Consider the following 17395-nt stretch of genomic DNA (forward strand, 5'->3'; position numbering starts at 1 on the left):
TTTAATTTTCTGTTTTCGCTTCATTTATAATTCTCCCAGTTCATCATCACGGACAAACATAGTTCTGGTTTCGTTATTGTAAATAATAAGTTCAAGAGCATTTATTAAAAGTTTTATGCGGTAATTTTCTTTATTAACCTGAGCTGATTTATATTCGCTTTCCGTAATAATACCTTTCTTAAAATAAGAGGCCATGTCCTTTTCCAAAGTGGAATACATGTCATAGTTTTCTTCAAGAACACCTTTATCCCAGAGCAGGTCTGCTGCAGAAGTACGCTGAGAAATTACAGCAGTATCGTAAGCATTGCCTGCACTTTTTATTGCAAGCTCTTCTATCTTTGCTTCTTCTTCATCAGAAAGCCTCTGGATGTTTGCAATCAAAAACTGACTTGGATTAAAGGAAAGGCCCAGCTTGTAAACTGGATCCCCTGAATCTACAGGAAGAGAAACACCGGCACTTGCAGTAAGGGCTGTATCATCCCAGGTATAAGAAAGGGAAGCATCTACAGTGTCTGCATATTTATCTTCTGATGAAGAAACCTTATTATCAAAAGTGTAGCCGGCACTTCCTTTAAGAGTGTGACTTTTATCTGCCTTACGTTTAAGGTCATTAATATATTTTGTCCATACAGCACTTTCTATTGCTGAATAATTTTCCCTGGCAAAGGAATCCACATCTATAACTTCTACAGCAAGTATTTCTGCAGGAAGAAAATCAGCAGCATTTACTTCTTCATAAGAAGCACCGCACTTAGATGCAAAAATCTTTACCTGACGCTCAAGCTTATGACGGTAAACTTCTACATTGTGTTCATCAGTTTTTACTTCTGACTGGGCAAGACGGTAAGTTGTTGAACCAGTGGAATAGCCCTGAGCCTTAACCTTTTCAAAATCCAGCTTGTCTTCGTAAAGACTTTTTTCTGCACTGACAATATCTGCTGCAATTTCATAAAGGTCCTTTAACTCTTCGTAAAATTCTGTTTCTGCATCAAGGTAACCATTCTGAAGGGAACGACGGGCTTCTAATAAATCACGGTCGGCTTCAAGTAAGGAAATTTTTCTTTCTTCCCCTGCACCGGAATAAATATCTGCCGTAAAACTTAAACTTGTAGAAGAAAAAGTTTTATTATCTTCATCAGAAGAAATTGAAACATTTGTAGAAGCAGACAGGGTAAGATTATCAACCTGAGGAATGGACACTTCAAGTTCAGGAGAAAACTCTATTTCTGAATCATCTCCAGAACTGATGGTTACAGTTCCTGTAGAAAGACTCAGCGATATTCCTTTAGAAACATTTACTGACTTTTTAGAAAGAAGTTCCTGTTTAACCTGACTTGTAAGCTTTTGCAAATCCAGATCGTTTTTTAAATAGCCTTCAAGTAAATCATTTACATTCTGATGAGCAGAAGCAAACTGAGAAATACAAAGTAAAAGACAGAGATATATCCGTTTTTTCATCATCACTATTTTACATAACTAAATGCCAGCTGTACATAAAACCAGGTTTATTTATATTTAAATTTGCTTTAAGAAGGAAATCAGTTCCATAGGAGTTAAAGCATAATTTACATCACACTTTTGAGAAGCCAGGGCATGAGCCAGGGAAGCATGTACTGCACTTCCCAGAGAATTCTTATGCTGGGCAAGAAGAGCCGCCGCAAGTCCTGCAAGCACATCCCCACTCCCCGCCTTAGCAAGAGCAGCTGTTCCAAAGGTGTTTATGTAAAGACGAACATAATCTTCTGAAGGAATCTTCTGGGCAATTAAAACGTTTGCACCTTTTAAAATCAAAGTTACGCCTTCAAACTTAGTGCAGAATTTTTTTGCCAGTTCCAGTTTATTATTTACAACATCTTCTGTTGTGTAATCACCCATATCAAGATTTTTTAAAAGCTTTGCAAATTCCTTAGGGTGGGGAGTGAGCACTAAGTTGTCACAAGTGCGGCGGCTCTCTAATAACTGAAGTACTTTCTTTGCAAAAATATCTCCTGTAAGAATATCTGCATCAAGAAGGACAGAAACTTTTTTATTTTCAAGAAGGTAATCAAGATAAGCATTCCCTGCTTCATTATTTACTCCCAGTCCCATTCCCAGGGCAAGAGCTGTAAGGTTTGCAGGAATATCTTTTGAAGCCATTAATTCAAATGGAATATTTTTATTTTCTATGGCAGCACTTTTATCGCAAAGAGTTACAAGACCTGCACCAAAATTAAGGGCAGCAAGTCCGGCAATAACGGAAGCACCGGTTTTTTCTCCGCTGATAATTACTGCGTGACCAAAAGTTCCCTTATTAACATTTTCAGTTTTTCTAAATGGAAGAATCAAATCCTTTTCTTCAAGAAGGAAAGCTTCGTGCAAATAAGAAGGACAGTTTTCGTAAGAGCTGCGGCTTATACCTAAATCAGCCAGCTTAATAGTACCGCACATATCCTTGGCAGCATCTGTATACAAAGGAAGTTTTAATGCCCCCATAGTTACAGTTACATCTGCCTTAAAATAATTTCCGGAAGGAATGTCACAGGCAAGCTTAAGCATTTTTCTTTCTTTATTAACAGTATCAAGAACAGCCTTAGCTTCTACTGGCAGCTGACCATGAAAACCACTGCCAAAAATACAATCAACAATTACTTTAAGATCAAAAGCAGATTCATTTAAAAAATCATCAAGTTCATAAAAAGAAATAAAGTGAACTCCGCTCTTCTGTGCCCTTTCCTGTTGCAAAAGACACATATCAGACTTAGCATCAAAAACCTGGCAGACTGTAACGGAAATCTCGTGGGAAATAAGACGGCGGGCTAAAGCGTAACCATCACCACCATTATTACCGCTGCCACATAAAACAAGAACTGTTGGACGGGACAAATAAGGACCTGTGCAGTTATTAATATAGGACTTAACTTCTTCTTCAAGAGCAGCCGCAGCATTTTCCATCATTATATCTTCTGTAAGACCAAATGTTTCTCTGGCAGCCTTATCAAGTTCCCTTGTATCTGCATAAATCTTTTCCATATAACAGCTCCTTTTATACCTGAATGAATAAAAAGAGTATAACATTCTTTAAGCCTAAGGTTAATGACATTCAATTTTAAATTGAATAAAATAGCAGCATGAATACAAATGAATTAAATAATATCCCTCAGTGGAACCTTGATTCCATTTTTTCTTCTATTGAATCCCCTGAATACAAAAAAGCTCTGGAGGAATTTGAAAGCCTTAAAAATAACTGCCAGGAATTCCTGGAAACAGCAGACCGCTTTACCAGGGAAGCTAATTCAAACTTTGACTTTGCCCTCTGGCTTAAAACCTATCTTGAAACAGAAGACAAACTTACCCGCAGCATTCTTACACTGAATGCCTATGCCTACATCATCTATTCAACTGACACAACAAACACTGCCCTTATCAATAATCTTTCTAAAATAGATGAATTAAAAAATGACCTTCACCAGCTGAATATTAAATTTTCTACAATCCTTGTTTCTCATCAGATTTATCTTGATGAATTTTACAAGCGCTTTCCGGAATTTAGTGAATACAAATATCTTCTTGAAGAAATTCTGGAAGAATCAAAACACCTTATGAGCCCTGCAGAAGAAAAACTTGCAGGTGAACTTTCCCGCACTGGTGGAAATGCCTGGGGACTTTTACAGGAACAGATTATTTCCAACCTTCAGGACAAAGATGGAAAAACCTTTAACGAAATACGTAACGACGCTTTTTCATCAGACCCACAGGTAAGAAAAGAAGCCTGGCAAAAAGAAATCCAGCTGCTCTCCCAGAACAGAATAGCCATAGCCGCTGCCCTTAACAACCTTAAGGGAGAGACCCTTACGTTAAACAAGCGCCGCCGATGGGACAATGCCTTAGACCGCTCACTTTTTACAAGCCGCCTTTCCCGCAAAACTCTTGACGCTCTGGTATCCGTAATAGAAGACAGCCTCCCTGAATGGAGAAAATACTGGCAGAAAAAAGCCAGCATCCTTAAAGCAGCCGGTCAAACCGCCAGCAGTTCAACAAAAGCCGGTCTTGCCTTTTACGACCTTTTCGCTCCCCTTCCATCTTCCAAAGCTCAGGATAATTCCGGGGATTCACTTTTGACAAAAGAATGGACTTTTGCAGAAGCCAGGGACTACATCATAAAAGAATACAATTCCTTCTCAAGCAAAATGGGTGACTTTGCAAAAAATGCCTTTGACTCCCAGTGGATAGACGCCAGAGTCCGCCCCGGAAAAGTCGGCGGCGCTTACGATGAAGACTTCCCTAAAGGACATCAGAGCAGGATTCTTTCTAACTTTACAGGAACCTTCAGCGACATAATTACCCTTGCCCACGAATTAGGCCACGCCTTTCACTTTAGCTGCCTTAAAGAAAAACCCGCAGCCTTTTTCTCATACCCAATGACCCTGGCAGAAACCGCATCTACCTTTGCAGAAACTATTGTAAAACAGGACATGATTGCCAGCTGTAATGCAGATGACAGGATTAAAATGATAGAAACTGATTTACAGGATGCCAGCCAGGTTCTTGTGGACATTCTCTGCCGCTTCTACTTTGAAGAAAGTGTATTTGATTCAAGAAAAGAAGGTGAACTGAATGCAGATGATTTCTGCCGCCTTATGAAGGAAGCTCAGGCCCGCACTTACGGAGAAGGCTTAAACGAAGAAGGTCATGAATATATGTGGGCTGTAAAAAGCCATTATTATTCTACAGATTTTGATTTTTACAACTATCCTTATGCCTTTGGACAGTTATTTGCCAGCGGACTTTACGCCCTTTACAAAAAAGAAGGCTCTTCTTTTGCAGACCGTTACTGCCAGCTTTTAAGCAATACAGGCAGCATGTCCTGCGAAGAACTTTGCAGTCAGGCCGGCTTTGACATTACAAAAAAAGATTTCTGGCAGGATGCAGTTAAAATGTACCTTGAAGAAATAAAGGAATTCTGCAGGTAAATGTAAATTATCTCAGGACAAAAAAAGGGGCTGTCCAAAAAAGAATGGGCAGCCCTTTTTTTATCTGATTCTTTTTCTAATTCAATCTATTAGAAACCGTAGTGTGAACTTTCTGGAAGTTCTTTACTAATCTTTTCTACAGCTTTCTGTACTTTTTCTTTAAGAGCCTTTGAAATTTTGTGAGCATCATTATATTTAGCAACTTCTACATTTTTCTTTGCAGCTGAAATTTCACGATCTTCATAATATTTATTAGATGATGCATATTCAAAACTCTTTAAATAAATTGATTTAGGAGATTCACCTGCGAAACCACCAATAAGAGTTCCAAGAACTACTGCAAGTACGCCAAGTGTTACTGTAAGTGCAGTAAATGGAGTTTTAGTTCCGGCATTGCGAAGGTATGCACCAACAAGAAGACCAAGAGCGCCAACAGCTACACCAAGGAAAGCTACATGACAGAAGAATGCAAGAACAAATCCTACACCTGCAAGACCAAGACCTACGAATACACCAATCTGTGATTTAAGGAAGTCTGTTACTTTGTTGAACAATGTTTCAATAATATCCATTTTTTTCCTCCAAATAGATTTACCTGAAAATATTACAAAATGTTTTATTTTAATTCAATAATATTTATAGAATTATAAAAAAAATTAACCTTTTATTACAATTTTTTTATGAAATCTTTAAATTTGTTTAAGGAATGATTACACCCCTCCCATACTTTATGCCGATACTTATAATATGAAGAGATTTTTCACTTTTAAGGCATTCACTTTATTTTATTTAGTTACCTTAGCAGCACTTACAGCCCTGCCCCTTACAGGACAAAACTATTCACTTATTGAACGCACGGATTTAAGACGATATGACAACGGAAAATATACCGGCCTTGTAAGCAGGGAAGTCCGCAGCTTTATCGTAGCAAAAAACGACAGCCCTACTTTAAGTTCAAGCACAAGTTCCGGAGAAAAACTCTATGAGGGCAACTTCTATGTTTTAGAAAAAACAAAGCGCAACACCATGAACGTAAAGCGGCCCTTAAACAAAGCAATACCTTCTGCCTTTAAGATTCTTGCAGACGGTGACATGATTATGATAGAAGACAATGGTTACCCTACTTTCAGAAGCTTTCCTTCTTTTACAGATAAGACAATTCAACCTGGAGACAGCTGGAATGCTTATGCCTTAAGAAGCTGCGACCCCTTAAACAAAAATGTCTTTACCATAATGCCCCTTTATATTCAGTATACCTACCTTAAGGACGACATTTTTTACGGAGAAGAAGTTTATGTTCTTCAGGCAAAATGGGCTACACGTTTTACAGGTGGCAGTGATGAATACCCCTATGACCCTGACCTTATAAAAGCCACAGGCAGCCACACTGCAACAATGAATATCAGCAAAAAAACAAAAAATGCCCTGGTTGTAAGGGACAGCGTAGACGAAACCTTCTTTTATTCAGACGGAAAGCAGGTAAACTTTAAAGGAACCATATCCCTCTTTACGGAATACCCGCCAAGAATCAACAGCAGCGACATAATAAAAAAGCTTTCTTCCCAAAAAGACTTAAGCATTACAAAAACCAATGCAGGACTCATGCTTACCCTGTCTGATTTAAAATTCAAGTCGGACTCAGCAGAACTTTTACCGGGACAGACAGGACTTCTTGATTCCATAGCCCAGGCCCTTAAACCTTTGGACAAAACCCAGTTCCTTATAGAAGGACATACCGCCTCCACCGGAAACGAAAAGGGAGAAATGGAACTTTCCTTAGAGCGAGCCTGTACAATTGCCAGGGAGCTCTCTGCAAGAGGAGTAAAGGAAGAACAGATTATCTGCAAGGGAAGCGGCTCTCACAAACCTTCAGCTGATAATTCCACTCCGGAAGGCAGGGCAAAAAACCGCAGGGTTGAAATAACCATTCTTGAATAAAGAAATAGCAAAATTCAACCGAAAATTTATACATGAGAAGATTCTATAAGATTTTAACAGCTGCAGTTATTTTAACTTTAAGCTCACTGCAATTATTTGCTGCTCCAAAAGTTTCTGAAGAAAGACAGAAACTTATTTCCTATGCACTAAAATATGTTGGAACAAAATATGTGTGGGGCGGCAGTGATCCTGTAAGGGACGGAGGACTGGACTGCTCAGGTTATGTTTCCTGGTGCATTAACCATGCTGTTAGTCCAAAAATTACAGACAACGGACATTTTCCACGTCTTTGCAATGCCATGTACGATAAGATGACCCTGGTAGATGCAGGCCACCGTGAACCTGGAGACCTGGTTTTCTTTAAGGCCAATAAAAACGCAGAAAAGATTACCCATGTTGGTATTTACTGCGGAGTTTATCATGGTCCTGAAAAAAAATTTGAAGGTAAACGTGTATTCCTGTCAGCCATAAGCGACGGCCCGAGAACAGGTGTTCAGATTGAACTTATGGATGCCAGATACTGGAAGGAACACTACTATGCTACAGGAAGCTTTCTTCCTAAAACAAAGCGCTAAAAAACCTGCATTGTAACAATCATAATTAAAAGTTATTTTATTAATATGAAAAGATTTTTAATTATGATTGCTGCAGCAGCAGTACTTCCCCTCTTTTTTTCCTGCAAAAACGAAATAATCATTACAGCAGATAATTCCGGCGGTTATACAATAGACGCCTGCTCCCTTAATTTAGGTAATGCCCTTAAAGAAACAATTCAGCAGATAACTGACTACAGCGGTCAGGATATAGAAGAAAGCTTTTTTTCAGAAAAAGAAATTGCCAGGACCTGTACTGATAAAAATTTTACAGACAGATTTATTAGCTGTACATCCTATTCCCTGGTGGTAAAAGTTTCTCCGGAGATACTTCAGCAGACCTATTTCTCTCTTACAGATGAAGAAAAAAACTACATGGATCTTTTAATGGCCCCATCCCTTACAGGAGAAGTCATGCTGCCTGAGGAATACAGGGATTTAGTTGCTTCTGTTTACGGAGAAGAACTGGCAGAGGAAATGTGGGATGCAAAAGTAATTCTTAATGTAGGATGCCCCGCAGGTAAAAAAATAAAAAAAGCTCTTTCTTCCAGACATGAAATTTCACATTCAGAAAAAAGAGCTTCCTTTGAAATACCCCTTGTTTACCTGCTTTCTATGCAAAGCACGGCGGAATATTCAATTTACTGGTAATCAGTCAAGTTCGTAAGACTCACCGTATTTAACAATTTCTACATTCGGATAGCCGTTCTTGTTTAAGAAATCCTTCATAAAGAGCTGGGCATCATGTTCACCATGTACAAGGAAAATCTTCTTAAGGCGGCTTGTGTCAATTTCATTAAGCCAGTCCAGACTTTCCTGATAATCAGCGTGAGCACTGAATGCGTTGATTGTTTCTACCTGAGCCTTTACGTTATACCAGTCCCCAAGAATCTTTACTTCTTTTTCACCGTCGCGGATCCTGCGTCCCAAAGTATTTTCAGACATATAGCCTACAAGAAGAATGATATTCTTAGGATTGTTAATGTTGTTTGCAAGATGATAAAGAATACGGCCGGCTTCACACATACCATCGGCACTGATAATTATCATCGGACCCTGTTTTTTGTTAAGCTCCTTTGATTCCTCAACAGACTGAATAAACTGCATGCTGTTCCATCCAAAAGGATTCTTATGGTGTTCAAGGAAAGCTTCTTTAGTTTTAGCGTCGTAACATTCCTGATGCAGCTGGAAAATACCTGTAGCGTTTACTGCCATAGGTGAGTCCATGTATACAGGAATCTGAGGTATCTTTTTCTGGTCAACAAGAAGATGAAGGTAATAGAGAATCTCCTGGGCACGTTCAATAGCAAAAGAAGGAATAATAATCTTTCCCTTCTGGTCTACTGCACGGCGTACAATCTTTTCCAGGTCTTCCATAGCCGCAGATGTTGGTTCATGGAGACGGTTACCGTATGTACTTTCCATAAAGATGTAATCCGGCGCTGCAAATTCAACTGCAGGGTCACGGATAATAGGTTTGCACTTGCGTCCCAGATCTCCTGTGTAAAGAACACGGATTTCGTCGCTTGGTGCACCCTTTAATGCTTCTTCTTCCTGAGCCGGAGCATTTGCATTTTTATCAGGACTAATTCCAAAGATTCTGTGCCAGAGCCTTCTTTTAGAAGTACCCATGCCACCAGAAACCTTGCCGCTCAATGGATTTTTACGCTGTCCTGTAATTGTAAAATATGCCAGAGAACTGCCAAGAATATGTCCTGCATCAAAAAATTCAAGTTGAACATCGGGAGCTATAAACATTTTTCTGTTATAGCTTAAGGTAATAATCTGATCAGCTGCCTTTACACAGTCTTTTTCAGAAAAAAGAGGTTTCCAGGTAAATTTTTCGCCTTTTTTAGCTGCCTGTTTAGCAAGGAATTCAGCATCACGAGCCTGAATGCGGGCACTGTCCATCATTACAATATTTGCCAGATCACGGGTTGCCGGTGTTGCATAAATGTTTCCGCCGTAACCATTCTTTGTAAGAACCGGTAAAAGACCACAATGATCATAATGAGCATGTGTAAGGATTACACTTTCAATTTTATCAGGTGCAAAATCAAAGTTTCTGTTTTTTTCATCACTTATGGAGCGTTTACCCTGAAAGGCACCGCAGTCAATCATAAAACTTCTGCCGTCAATTTCCAGAATATGTTTACTGCCTGTTACTTCCTGTGCTGCACCTAATGAATAACTTATAACTGCCATAATACCACCTCCGGGTTGAAGACTTTCCTTTAACTGGATCCCTGCCCTAATCCCTAAGTAAATTATAAGACCATTTTTGGGGTTTAACAAACACAAGAAGCTATTATTTAAGGTAATTTTATCGATTATATCAAAGAATTATTAGTGAGACTTTTTCTATAAAGGCAATTATTGTATACTATTAAATTATGAAACATAACATGCAGATTTTACAGGAGCTGGCCCTGGCAAACGGCCCTCTTTGCGTTGGTTTAGACACAGATCCATCTTATATTCCCCAGTCTGTTCTAAAAAATTACCCTGATCCTGCAGATGCAGTTCTTGCCTATAATAAGGAAATTATTTCCAGAGTTGCAAAAGACAAAAGCGCCTGCTGTTTTAAGGTTCAGATTGCCTACTACGAAGCAATGGGCCTTAAAGGAATGGAAGTTTACGCCCAGACACTTAAAGAAGTAAAAAAATCAGGTTTAATCTGCATTTCCGACATTAAAAGAGGGGATATTGCAGCTACAGCTTCTGCTTATGCCCGTGCTCACTTTAGCGGAGACTTTGAAACAGACATTATTACTATAAATCCATACATGGGTTTTGATACCCTTAAACCTTTTACTGAATACTGTAAGCAGGGAAAGGGTATTTTTGTTCTCCTCAGGACTTCAAACCCTGGAATGAGGGACATAGAAGACCTTAACCTTGCAGAAAACAAGCATGTTTACGAAAAGGTTGGAGAAGAACTTCAGCGTATCAAGAATGAATTTAAGGAAATCTATCCTGACCAGACCTGTTCTCCTGTGGGGGCAGTTATTGGCTGTACTGAATGGCAGAATGCAGTTGAACTTCGTCAGGCAAGTAAAGACATTTTCCTTCTTATACCAGGTTATGGTGCCCAGGGTGGAGATGCAAAAATCTGTGCAGCACTTTTACAGGACTGCAGCGGTACCGTTAATTCCAGCCGTGGTATTCTCTGTGCATGGAAAAAAGATGGTGAATGTCTTGCAAAGGGAGAAGATGCTTTAACCTTAAAAGACATTGCTGATGCTGCTGCAAGGGCTGCTGTAACAAGTAAAAACGATTTGTGTCATGCTAAAGAAAATTGATTTTAGTCAGATAGAAGGCCTCTCTGCAGGAAATGCACAGGATGACAAGGCAAAAACCGGAGTTACAGTATTTGTTTTTCCGGAGACTGCCATTGCCGCCTGTGATGTTTCTGGTGGGGGACCTGCCAGCCGTGAAGTACCGGTAGTAGATGTAGAAAAAAATGATGTTCCTGTAAACGCCATTATCCTTGCAGGAGGTTCTGCTTTTGGACTTGCTGCAGCTGATGGTGTTATGAAGTGTCTTGAAGAACACTCCATGGGATACGACACTCACTTTGCAAAAGTTCCTATTGTTGTTCAAAGTGACATTTATGACTTAAGCTACGGAAGTTCAGATGTAAGGCCTGACTCTGACATGGGTTATAAAGCCTGCTCCAATGCCCTTAATAAAAACTCTCCTGTAAGCGGAAACGTGGGAGGGGGCTGCGGTGCCACTGCCGGTAAAATCGGCGGAATGAAACGTGCCCAGAAAAGCGGTATAGGTTATGCAGCCTGTTCTCTTGGCAATCTTAAAGTGGGAGCTGCCGTAGTAGTAAACTCTTTTGGAGATGTATTTTCTAAAGGAAAAAAAATCTGCGGCCTGATGAATGAAGAACGCAGTGGCTACTGTGATTTTATGGAAGAATTTTATCAGGCAGCCCAGTCCCGCTATTCAGAAAAATACAAAAATACCAATACAACAATAGGTGCAGTTTTTACAAACGGAAACTTTACAAAATCAGACCTTAAGAAAATTGCAGTAATGGCCAGGGCCGCCTATGGAAAGTGCATAGTTCCCTGCGGAACAATGGGAGACGGTGACACTATTTATGCTGCCAGCTGCGGACCTAAAACAGAAGCAGATGTAAATCTTGCAGGTCTTATGGCAGTAGAGGCAATGGAAAGTGCCATAGCTGATGCAGTTGAATCATCACGCATATCAGATGAAGAATATCTGGCTAATATAAAATAAGAGGGAGAATAATATGGACGCACCAGAAATTGATGAAGAAGGAAAAGGAATCCTTTACGCACAGAAAGCTGATGTAAGTTTTGTACAGAAGGTAGAAGGTCAGGACAATGTTTACCTTCTTGAAGTTCTTACAGTTGTAGAAAAGAATCAGATTTCTTCAAGACCAGGTCAGTTTTACATGATTAAGGGAAGTATTTCCGGAGTTGAGTTTGGCCGTCCAATAAGTGTTTACAATTCCACAGAAGGCCGGGTACCCTGCGCAGACCAGGATTCATCTGATAAAAAGCTTCTTAAAATTCAGTTTATGATTCTTGAAAAGGGTCAGGGAACAAAAGAGCTTTGTCATTTAAAGCCAAATGATAAAATCGATATTACCGGTCCTTTAGGAAACTGCTTTACCCTTCCTCAGGATATTTACGCTTTAGAAAGTGACCACCCGGAAATTGCAATTGTTGGTGGTGGAATCGGTGTGGCTCCTGTTGCAAACTATGCTTCTTCCCTTACTCCAAAAAGCTATGATTTTTTTGCCAGCTTTAAGTCAAAAAGCTATGGTCTTGAAAACGTAAAGGCCAGCAAACTTACAATAACATCTGACGACGGAAGTGAAGGTATTCATGGAATGCTCAGCGCTGCCCTTACAGAAGAAGCAGTAAAAAAAGCCGGCTATAAAGTAATTTTTGCCTGCGGTCCAATGCCAATGCTTTCTTATGTAAAGGATGTAGCTGATAAATGCGGAATCAAATCCTACCTTAGTCTTGAAAAGAAAATGCTTTGCGGTGTCGGTGCCTGTCTTGGCTGTACAATTCAGACTAAAGAAGGCAACAGAAGGGTTTGTAAAGACGGTCCTATTTTTGAAGGAAGCATTCTGGACTTTAATCTTCTTCGTTCAAAAACAGAAGCTGCCCATAAAAATGCTCCACTTAAAGAAAATGAAAATCCTGATTTAAGGGTAAAGATTGCAGGTGTTGAATTTAAAAATCCTGTAATTGCTGCCAGCGGAACTTTTGGTTTTGGCCAGAACTACAGGGGCTTCTTTGACGTAAGCCTTATTGGCGGTATCAGTTCCAAGGGACTTACTTTAAATCCTAAAGCCGGAAACGAAGGTGAACGTATTATAGAAATTACCGGCGGAGATATAAATTCCATCGGTCTTGAAAATCCGGGAGTTCCTTCTTTTATAGAAAACGAACTTCCACGTATGCTTCAGCTTGATACAACTACAATTGCAAACCTTGCAGGCAGTGACCTTGAATCTTACGTAGAGGGTGCAGCCCTTCTTGATAAAACAAATGTTCCTATGATTGAACTTAACATCAGCTGTCCTAACGTTAAACATGGTGGTATGGCCTGGGGAACAAATCCGGAAGCAGCCTTTGAATGTGTAAGTGCAGTTCGTAAGGCAACAAAAAAGCCTCTTATGGTAAAGCTTTCTCCTAACGCACCTGATCTTGTTGCAGTTGCCTTAAGCTGTATAAAAGCCGGAGCAGATGCCTTAAGCTTAATCAACACAATTCAGGCTGTAGCAATCGACATAGAAAAGGGCCGTCCTTACTTTAACAATGTTAAGGCCGGAATGTGCGGACCTGCAGTAAAGCCTATTGCCCTTAGAATGGTTTACGATGTTTGTTCTGCTATTAAAAAGCTTCCAGAAAATGAACAGGTTCCTGTAGTTGGTCTTGGTGGAATCAGTAAGTGGCAGGATGCAGTTGAATTTATTATGGCAGGAGCTTCGGCAGTTCAGGTAGGAAGTGCAACCTTCTCTAACCCACATGCCATGTGCCAGATTGTAGACGGGCTTGCTGCCTTCATGAAATCCCACGGATATAAATCCATAGAAGAAATGAAGGCTCTGGCTCTTTAAGAATAGAATGCAGTCTTTTACATAAGGACTGCATCAGCGAGGGAAAGATACTGAATGTCATCATCAGTATAAGTAGAAAACTTACCAACGATGGTGACTTCTTCTCCCTCTACAGGAAAATCTACAGGGTACTTAAGGCTCTTGTCCCTGGGAGAAAATTCCAGACCGTTTGAACAGCAGGCAAGGGCATCCTGAATAATACATGCATAATAAGTATTACCTGATAATTCATCATGGTAAGAAGCAAAAAGTCCCTTTACCTTAATAATCTTTCCAAGATAATCTTCCGGATAAATCATCATATTGTAAACTTCTGCATAAACCATGTTGGCACCCATAACAGTAAGATCTTTATCAACCTTACGGTTATCATTTGCAGCAGCTGCCGACCATTTTTCCTTTACTTCTTTAGAAGACTTAACAGTTTTCTGGGCACTTCTGTCCGAAGCAAAAGGATCATCCAGATTCATATCGTCATAGGAATCTGCTATCAGGTCACTATCCTTTTCTGCTTCTAAATCAAGATCCATATCCAGAATTTCTGAAGGAATATCTTCCTGTGAATCATTGTCCTTCTTTGAATTTTCTTCTGCAATCATTGCATTTAATACACCATCTACAGTGCTTGTATTATTTTTACGGAACCTGGCAGAAGCAGAACCTTTTTTGCAGGAAAAAGTTGAGAGCATAAAAACAGCTGTCAGAACTGCTGCTATTAAATGATGGATTTTCACTTTTTAAAACCTCCGAGAACAAAACCAATTATACAACATAAAAGAAAAGCAATCACATCTACTGCTACGATTGTAGAACCAACAGGATATCCCATAAGGATAGAAATAATTAATCCTGCAAATGCACATACAACTGAAAGCAGGGCAGAAAATACAGTTACCTTTTTAAAACTCTTAAAGATTCTCATGGCAGAAAGGGCTGGGAAAATTACCAGGGCAGAAATAAGCAGGGAACCTACAAGATTCATTGCAAGAACTATTATTACTGCCACTACTACTGCAATCAAAAGATTGTAGAGACCTGCCCTTACACCTGATGCCCTGGCAAAATCTTCGTCAAAAGTAACGGCAAAAATCTTGTTGTAAAAAAATACAAAAAGAAAATCTACTGTTAACGAAAGAATTACGCAGAGCATTACATCATTTTTCTTAAGGGTAAGAATTGATGTTGAACCAAAAAGAGTTGTACATACGTCACCGGAAAGATTGGCAGACGTAGGAAAAATATTCATTAAAAGATAACCAAAAGCAAGGGCTCCTACGGAAATCATTGCTATTGCTGCATCACCTTTAATTTTTGCATTCTGACCTGTACGTAATAAAAGTACGGCGCTTAAAATCGTTCCCGGAAGAATGAGAAGCATGTCATTTGTAAGATTAAGAATACCGGCTACAGCCATAATTCCAAATGCTACATGGGACAGACCATCTCCTATATAGGAAAATCTTTTTAATACCAGAGTTACTCCAAGCAGGGAAGAACAAAGTGCAACCAGAACCCCTACCGTTATTGCATAACGTACCATAGGAAACTGAAGATATAAGAACAGCTTATCAAGCATTCTGCTCCTCCTGGCTTGAAGAATTCTGCTGGAGAAAAACTTTCCCGATATCACTTTTTAAATATTCATTTTTAGTTCCAAAAAAAACATTTTTACCTATGTGGAGTATGTTACTTGCATACTTTACTGCTGCTGCAATGTCGTGGGAAATCATAATTATGGTTATACCCTCTTCATTCAGTTCAGCAATAAGCTTATACATTTCTGCAGTAACCTTTGGATCCAGACCTGACACCGGTTCATCAAGAAGAAGAATCTTCCTGGTGGCACACAGGGCTCTTGCTAAAAGAACCCTCTGCTGCTGACCGCCGGAAAGTTCACGGTAACAGCGCTTTGCCAGAGCTGTGATTCCCATACGCTCCATATTTTTTCTGGCAAGGTCTTTATCCTTTCGGTTATAAAAAGGCCTTAAACCACAAGATGCCTGACATCCGGACAAAACAATTTCGTAAACAGATGCAGGAAAATCTTTTTGTACCTGGGTCTGCTGGGGAAGATAGCCTATATCGTTTTTCTTAAGGCCGTCTCCTGCAAGTATCTGACCACCTAAAGGAGATTGCAGATGAAGAAGGGTCTTCATGAGTGTACTCTTTCCTGAACCATTTTCTCCTACAATACACAGGTAATCACCGGCGTTAACAGAGAAATTTAAATTCTTTACGATTACATTTGATTCATAACCTAAAGAAAGGTTCTCAACTGTAAGCAGAGACATTGCAATCTCCTCCTTTATTTTTTATTTAAGAGCTTCCTTAAGAACATCAAGGTTGCTGCGCATTACAGAAATATAATCATTGCCTGCCTGACCACTGGCTCTTGTAGAAGACTGGAGGGAATCCAGAGTAAGAATCTTCTGGTTCTTTTTCTTTGTGCTTGAAACTACAGTCTCTGCAATTTTATGATTTTTTCCTTCGATAGTAAGAACAACGTTAAGACCAAGTTCATCTACCTTGTTTGCAAGGAATACAACTGTTTCAAAACTAGCTTCTGTTTCTGCAGAACATCCGATGAATGCTGCATAGTACTTAAGGTTATAGTCTTCTACCATGTAACGGAATGGGAAGCGGTCTGCAAAAAGAAGTGTAGTCTTTTTAGCACCGGCAACTGCATTTACGTAATCCTTATCAAGATCAGAAAGTTTTTTAATGTAAGCTGCTGCGTTTGCCTTGTAAGCATCTGCATTCTTTTCGTCAGCTTCACAGAGGGCATCAGCAATTTTGCTTGTAAGAACAGAAGCATTTCTTAAAGAAAGCCATACATGTTCATCGTATTCTGGTCCATCATGGTGATGGTGGTGTTCATCGTGATGATGTTCATCTTCATCTTCATCATCGTCATGATCATGGTGGTGTTCATCGTGGTGATGTTCGTCTTCATCATCGTCATCATCGTGATGGTGTTCTTCTTCGTGGTGATGTTCGTCTTCATCATCATCGTCGTCATGGTGATGTTCTTCACCTTCTTCGTGATGGTGTTCATCATCTCCGTCATGGTGGTGATGATGTTCACTTGCCTGCATACCTTCTACCATTTCTTCTTCTTTTACAATGTCACCAAGTTCTTCAAGAAGGTTAATAACAACCATGTCTTTATTATCAGCAGTTTCAAGAACGTCGTCTACCCAGCCGTCTGATTCACCGCCAACATAAATGAATACGTCACTGTTTGCGATTTTAATAATATCTTCTGCAGATGGCTGATAGTTATGAAGGTCTACACCATTATCAAGAAGGAGTGTAAGTTCTGCGTCTGCAGCTTTTTCTCCAAGAACATTTTCTACCCAGTTATAGGCAGGATAAATTGTAGCTACAACCTGGAGTTTTCCAGATTTATTTTTTTTAGAATTGCATGATACAAACGAAGCACTAAGCAATAATGCTGATGCCAGAATTGACATAAATTTTTTCATATAAAAATATCCTCATTTAAAATTATTTTCTTTTTAAGATTTATAAATTTTGCATGAGGAGGGTCAATTATTTAAGCGGACTTTTTCTCTTACAGGAGTATTTACAAAAAAAGAGTTACTAATTGAAATGCAGAATAATACAACCGTAAATACAATAACAACCACAGGAGGAAGAACCCTGCCCTCGTGAAGGTGAGACATGTTCTGTGCTATCAGCTGAAGGCAGAAACAGATTTCGCAGTCTTCTCCGGAACATTCATGTTCGGCTTCGTGGAAGATGTATAAAGAGGAAAATAAAACTGTAAATACAAAAGC

16 protein-coding genes are annotated in these 17395 nt (G+C 39.5%); 7 read left to right on the top strand and 9 right to left on the bottom strand.

Going from position 1 to position 17395, the window contains the following annotated elements; genetic code table 11:
* Nucleotides 1-24 precede the first annotated feature (24 nt).
* Entirely contained in the window at nucleotides 25-1458 is a 1434-nt protein-coding gene (locus K6D58_RS04585; protein WP_296828108.1) for a hypothetical protein, read from the bottom strand.
* Nucleotides 1459-1515: 57 nt separating this feature from the next.
* Complete coding sequence (locus tag K6D58_RS04590) at nucleotides 1516-3009, bottom strand: NAD(P)H-hydrate dehydratase (RefSeq protein WP_296828110.1); 1494 nt, start codon at nucleotides 3007-3009, stop codon at nucleotides 1516-1518.
* 98 nt (nucleotides 3010-3107) lie between these two features.
* Here K6D58_RS04590 and K6D58_RS04595 point away from each other — a divergent pair, with 98 nt between their 5' ends.
* On the top strand, nucleotides 3108-4949 hold the full coding sequence (locus tag K6D58_RS04595) for a M3 family oligoendopeptidase (protein ID WP_296828112.1): 1842 nt from the start codon (nucleotides 3108-3110) through the stop codon (nucleotides 4947-4949).
* An 89-nt stretch (nucleotides 4950-5038) separates the two neighbouring features.
* Here the strand turns inward: K6D58_RS04595 and K6D58_RS04600 are convergent, their stop codons facing one another.
* Entirely contained in the window at nucleotides 5039-5521 is a 483-nt protein-coding gene (locus tag K6D58_RS04600; protein WP_296828113.1) for a stress-induced YchH family protein, read from the bottom strand.
* Between the two features lie 175 nt (nucleotides 5522-5696).
* On the opposite strand from K6D58_RS04600, the gene K6D58_RS04605 reads away from it, so the two are divergent.
* Genes K6D58_RS04605 through K6D58_RS04615 form a run of 3 tightly spaced genes read left to right on the top strand, consistent with a single transcriptional unit; the run spans nucleotide 5697 to nucleotide 8131 of the window.
* Complete coding sequence (locus K6D58_RS04605; RefSeq protein ID WP_296828115.1) at nucleotides 5697-6887, top strand: OmpA family protein; 1191 nt, start codon at nucleotides 5697-5699, stop codon at nucleotides 6885-6887.
* Between the two features lie 32 nt (nucleotides 6888-6919).
* Nucleotides 6920-7462 carry a C40 family peptidase gene (locus K6D58_RS04610; RefSeq protein ID WP_296828117.1) on the top strand — a complete coding sequence of 181 codons (543 nt, stop codon included), beginning with the start codon at nucleotides 6920-6922 and terminating at the stop codon, nucleotides 7460-7462.
* A gap of 45 nt (nucleotides 7463-7507) precedes the next feature.
* Nucleotides 7508-8131, top strand: a complete 624-nt coding sequence (locus K6D58_RS04615) for a hypothetical protein (RefSeq protein WP_296828119.1) — start codon at nucleotides 7508-7510, stop codon at nucleotides 8129-8131.
* On the opposite strand, the gene K6D58_RS04620 is transcribed toward K6D58_RS04615, so the two are convergent.
* On the bottom strand, nucleotides 8132-9685 hold the full coding sequence (locus K6D58_RS04620; RefSeq protein WP_296828120.1) for an MBL fold metallo-hydrolase RNA specificity domain-containing protein: 1554 nt from the start codon (nucleotides 9683-9685) through the stop codon (nucleotides 8132-8134).
* A gap of 188 nt (nucleotides 9686-9873) precedes the next feature.
* Here K6D58_RS04620 and pyrF point away from each other — a divergent pair, with 188 nt between their 5' ends.
* The 3 genes from pyrF to K6D58_RS04635 are packed head-to-tail and all read left to right on the top strand — an operon-like array spanning nucleotide 9874 to nucleotide 13595.
* Nucleotides 9874-10782 carry an orotidine-5'-phosphate decarboxylase gene (gene pyrF, locus K6D58_RS04625; RefSeq protein WP_296828122.1) on the top strand — a complete coding sequence of 303 codons (909 nt, stop codon included), beginning with the start codon at nucleotides 9874-9876 and terminating at the stop codon, nucleotides 10780-10782.
* The gene (locus tag K6D58_RS04630; RefSeq protein ID WP_296828124.1) at nucleotides 10766-11734 is read left to right on the top strand and encodes a P1 family peptidase; all 969 of its coding nucleotides are present in this window, start codon (nucleotides 10766-10768) and stop codon (nucleotides 11732-11734) included. The genes pyrF and K6D58_RS04630 overlap by 17 nt, the downstream gene beginning before the upstream one ends.
* A gap of 13 nt (nucleotides 11735-11747) precedes the next feature.
* Nucleotides 11748-13595: a dihydroorotate dehydrogenase gene (locus K6D58_RS04635; protein ID WP_296828126.1), complete on the top strand. Its 1848-nt coding sequence runs from the start codon at nucleotides 11748-11750 to the stop codon at nucleotides 13593-13595.
* Between the two features lie 17 nt (nucleotides 13596-13612).
* On the opposite strand, the gene K6D58_RS04640 is transcribed toward K6D58_RS04635, so the two are convergent.
* From K6D58_RS04640 to K6D58_RS04660, 5 genes are all read right to left on the bottom strand, one after another.
* Nucleotides 13613-14329, bottom strand: a complete 717-nt coding sequence (locus K6D58_RS04640) for a hypothetical protein (protein ID WP_296828128.1) — start codon at nucleotides 14327-14329, stop codon at nucleotides 13613-13615.
* The gene (locus K6D58_RS04645; RefSeq protein ID WP_296828130.1) at nucleotides 14326-15171 is read right to left on the bottom strand and encodes a metal ABC transporter permease; all 846 of its coding nucleotides are present in this window, start codon (nucleotides 15169-15171) and stop codon (nucleotides 14326-14328) included. The genes K6D58_RS04640 and K6D58_RS04645 overlap by 4 nt, the downstream gene beginning before the upstream one ends.
* Nucleotides 15164-15886 carry a metal ABC transporter ATP-binding protein gene (locus tag K6D58_RS04650; protein WP_296828132.1) on the bottom strand — a complete coding sequence of 241 codons (723 nt, stop codon included), beginning with the start codon at nucleotides 15884-15886 and terminating at the stop codon, nucleotides 15164-15166. Before K6D58_RS04650 ends, K6D58_RS04645 begins: the two co-directional genes overlap by 8 nt.
* 21 nt (nucleotides 15887-15907) lie before the next feature.
* Nucleotides 15908-17080, bottom strand: a complete 1173-nt coding sequence (locus K6D58_RS04655; RefSeq protein WP_296828134.1) for a metal ABC transporter substrate-binding protein — start codon at nucleotides 17078-17080, stop codon at nucleotides 15908-15910.
* Between the two features lie 63 nt (nucleotides 17081-17143).
* Nucleotides 17144-17395: hypothetical protein (locus K6D58_RS04660; RefSeq protein WP_296828136.1), on the bottom strand; the 252-nt coding region annotated here is incomplete at its 5' end.

The sequence above is a fragment of the Treponema sp. genome (assembly GCF_024696245.1).
Lineage (GTDB): Bacteria > Spirochaetota > Spirochaetia > Treponematales > Treponemataceae > Treponema_D.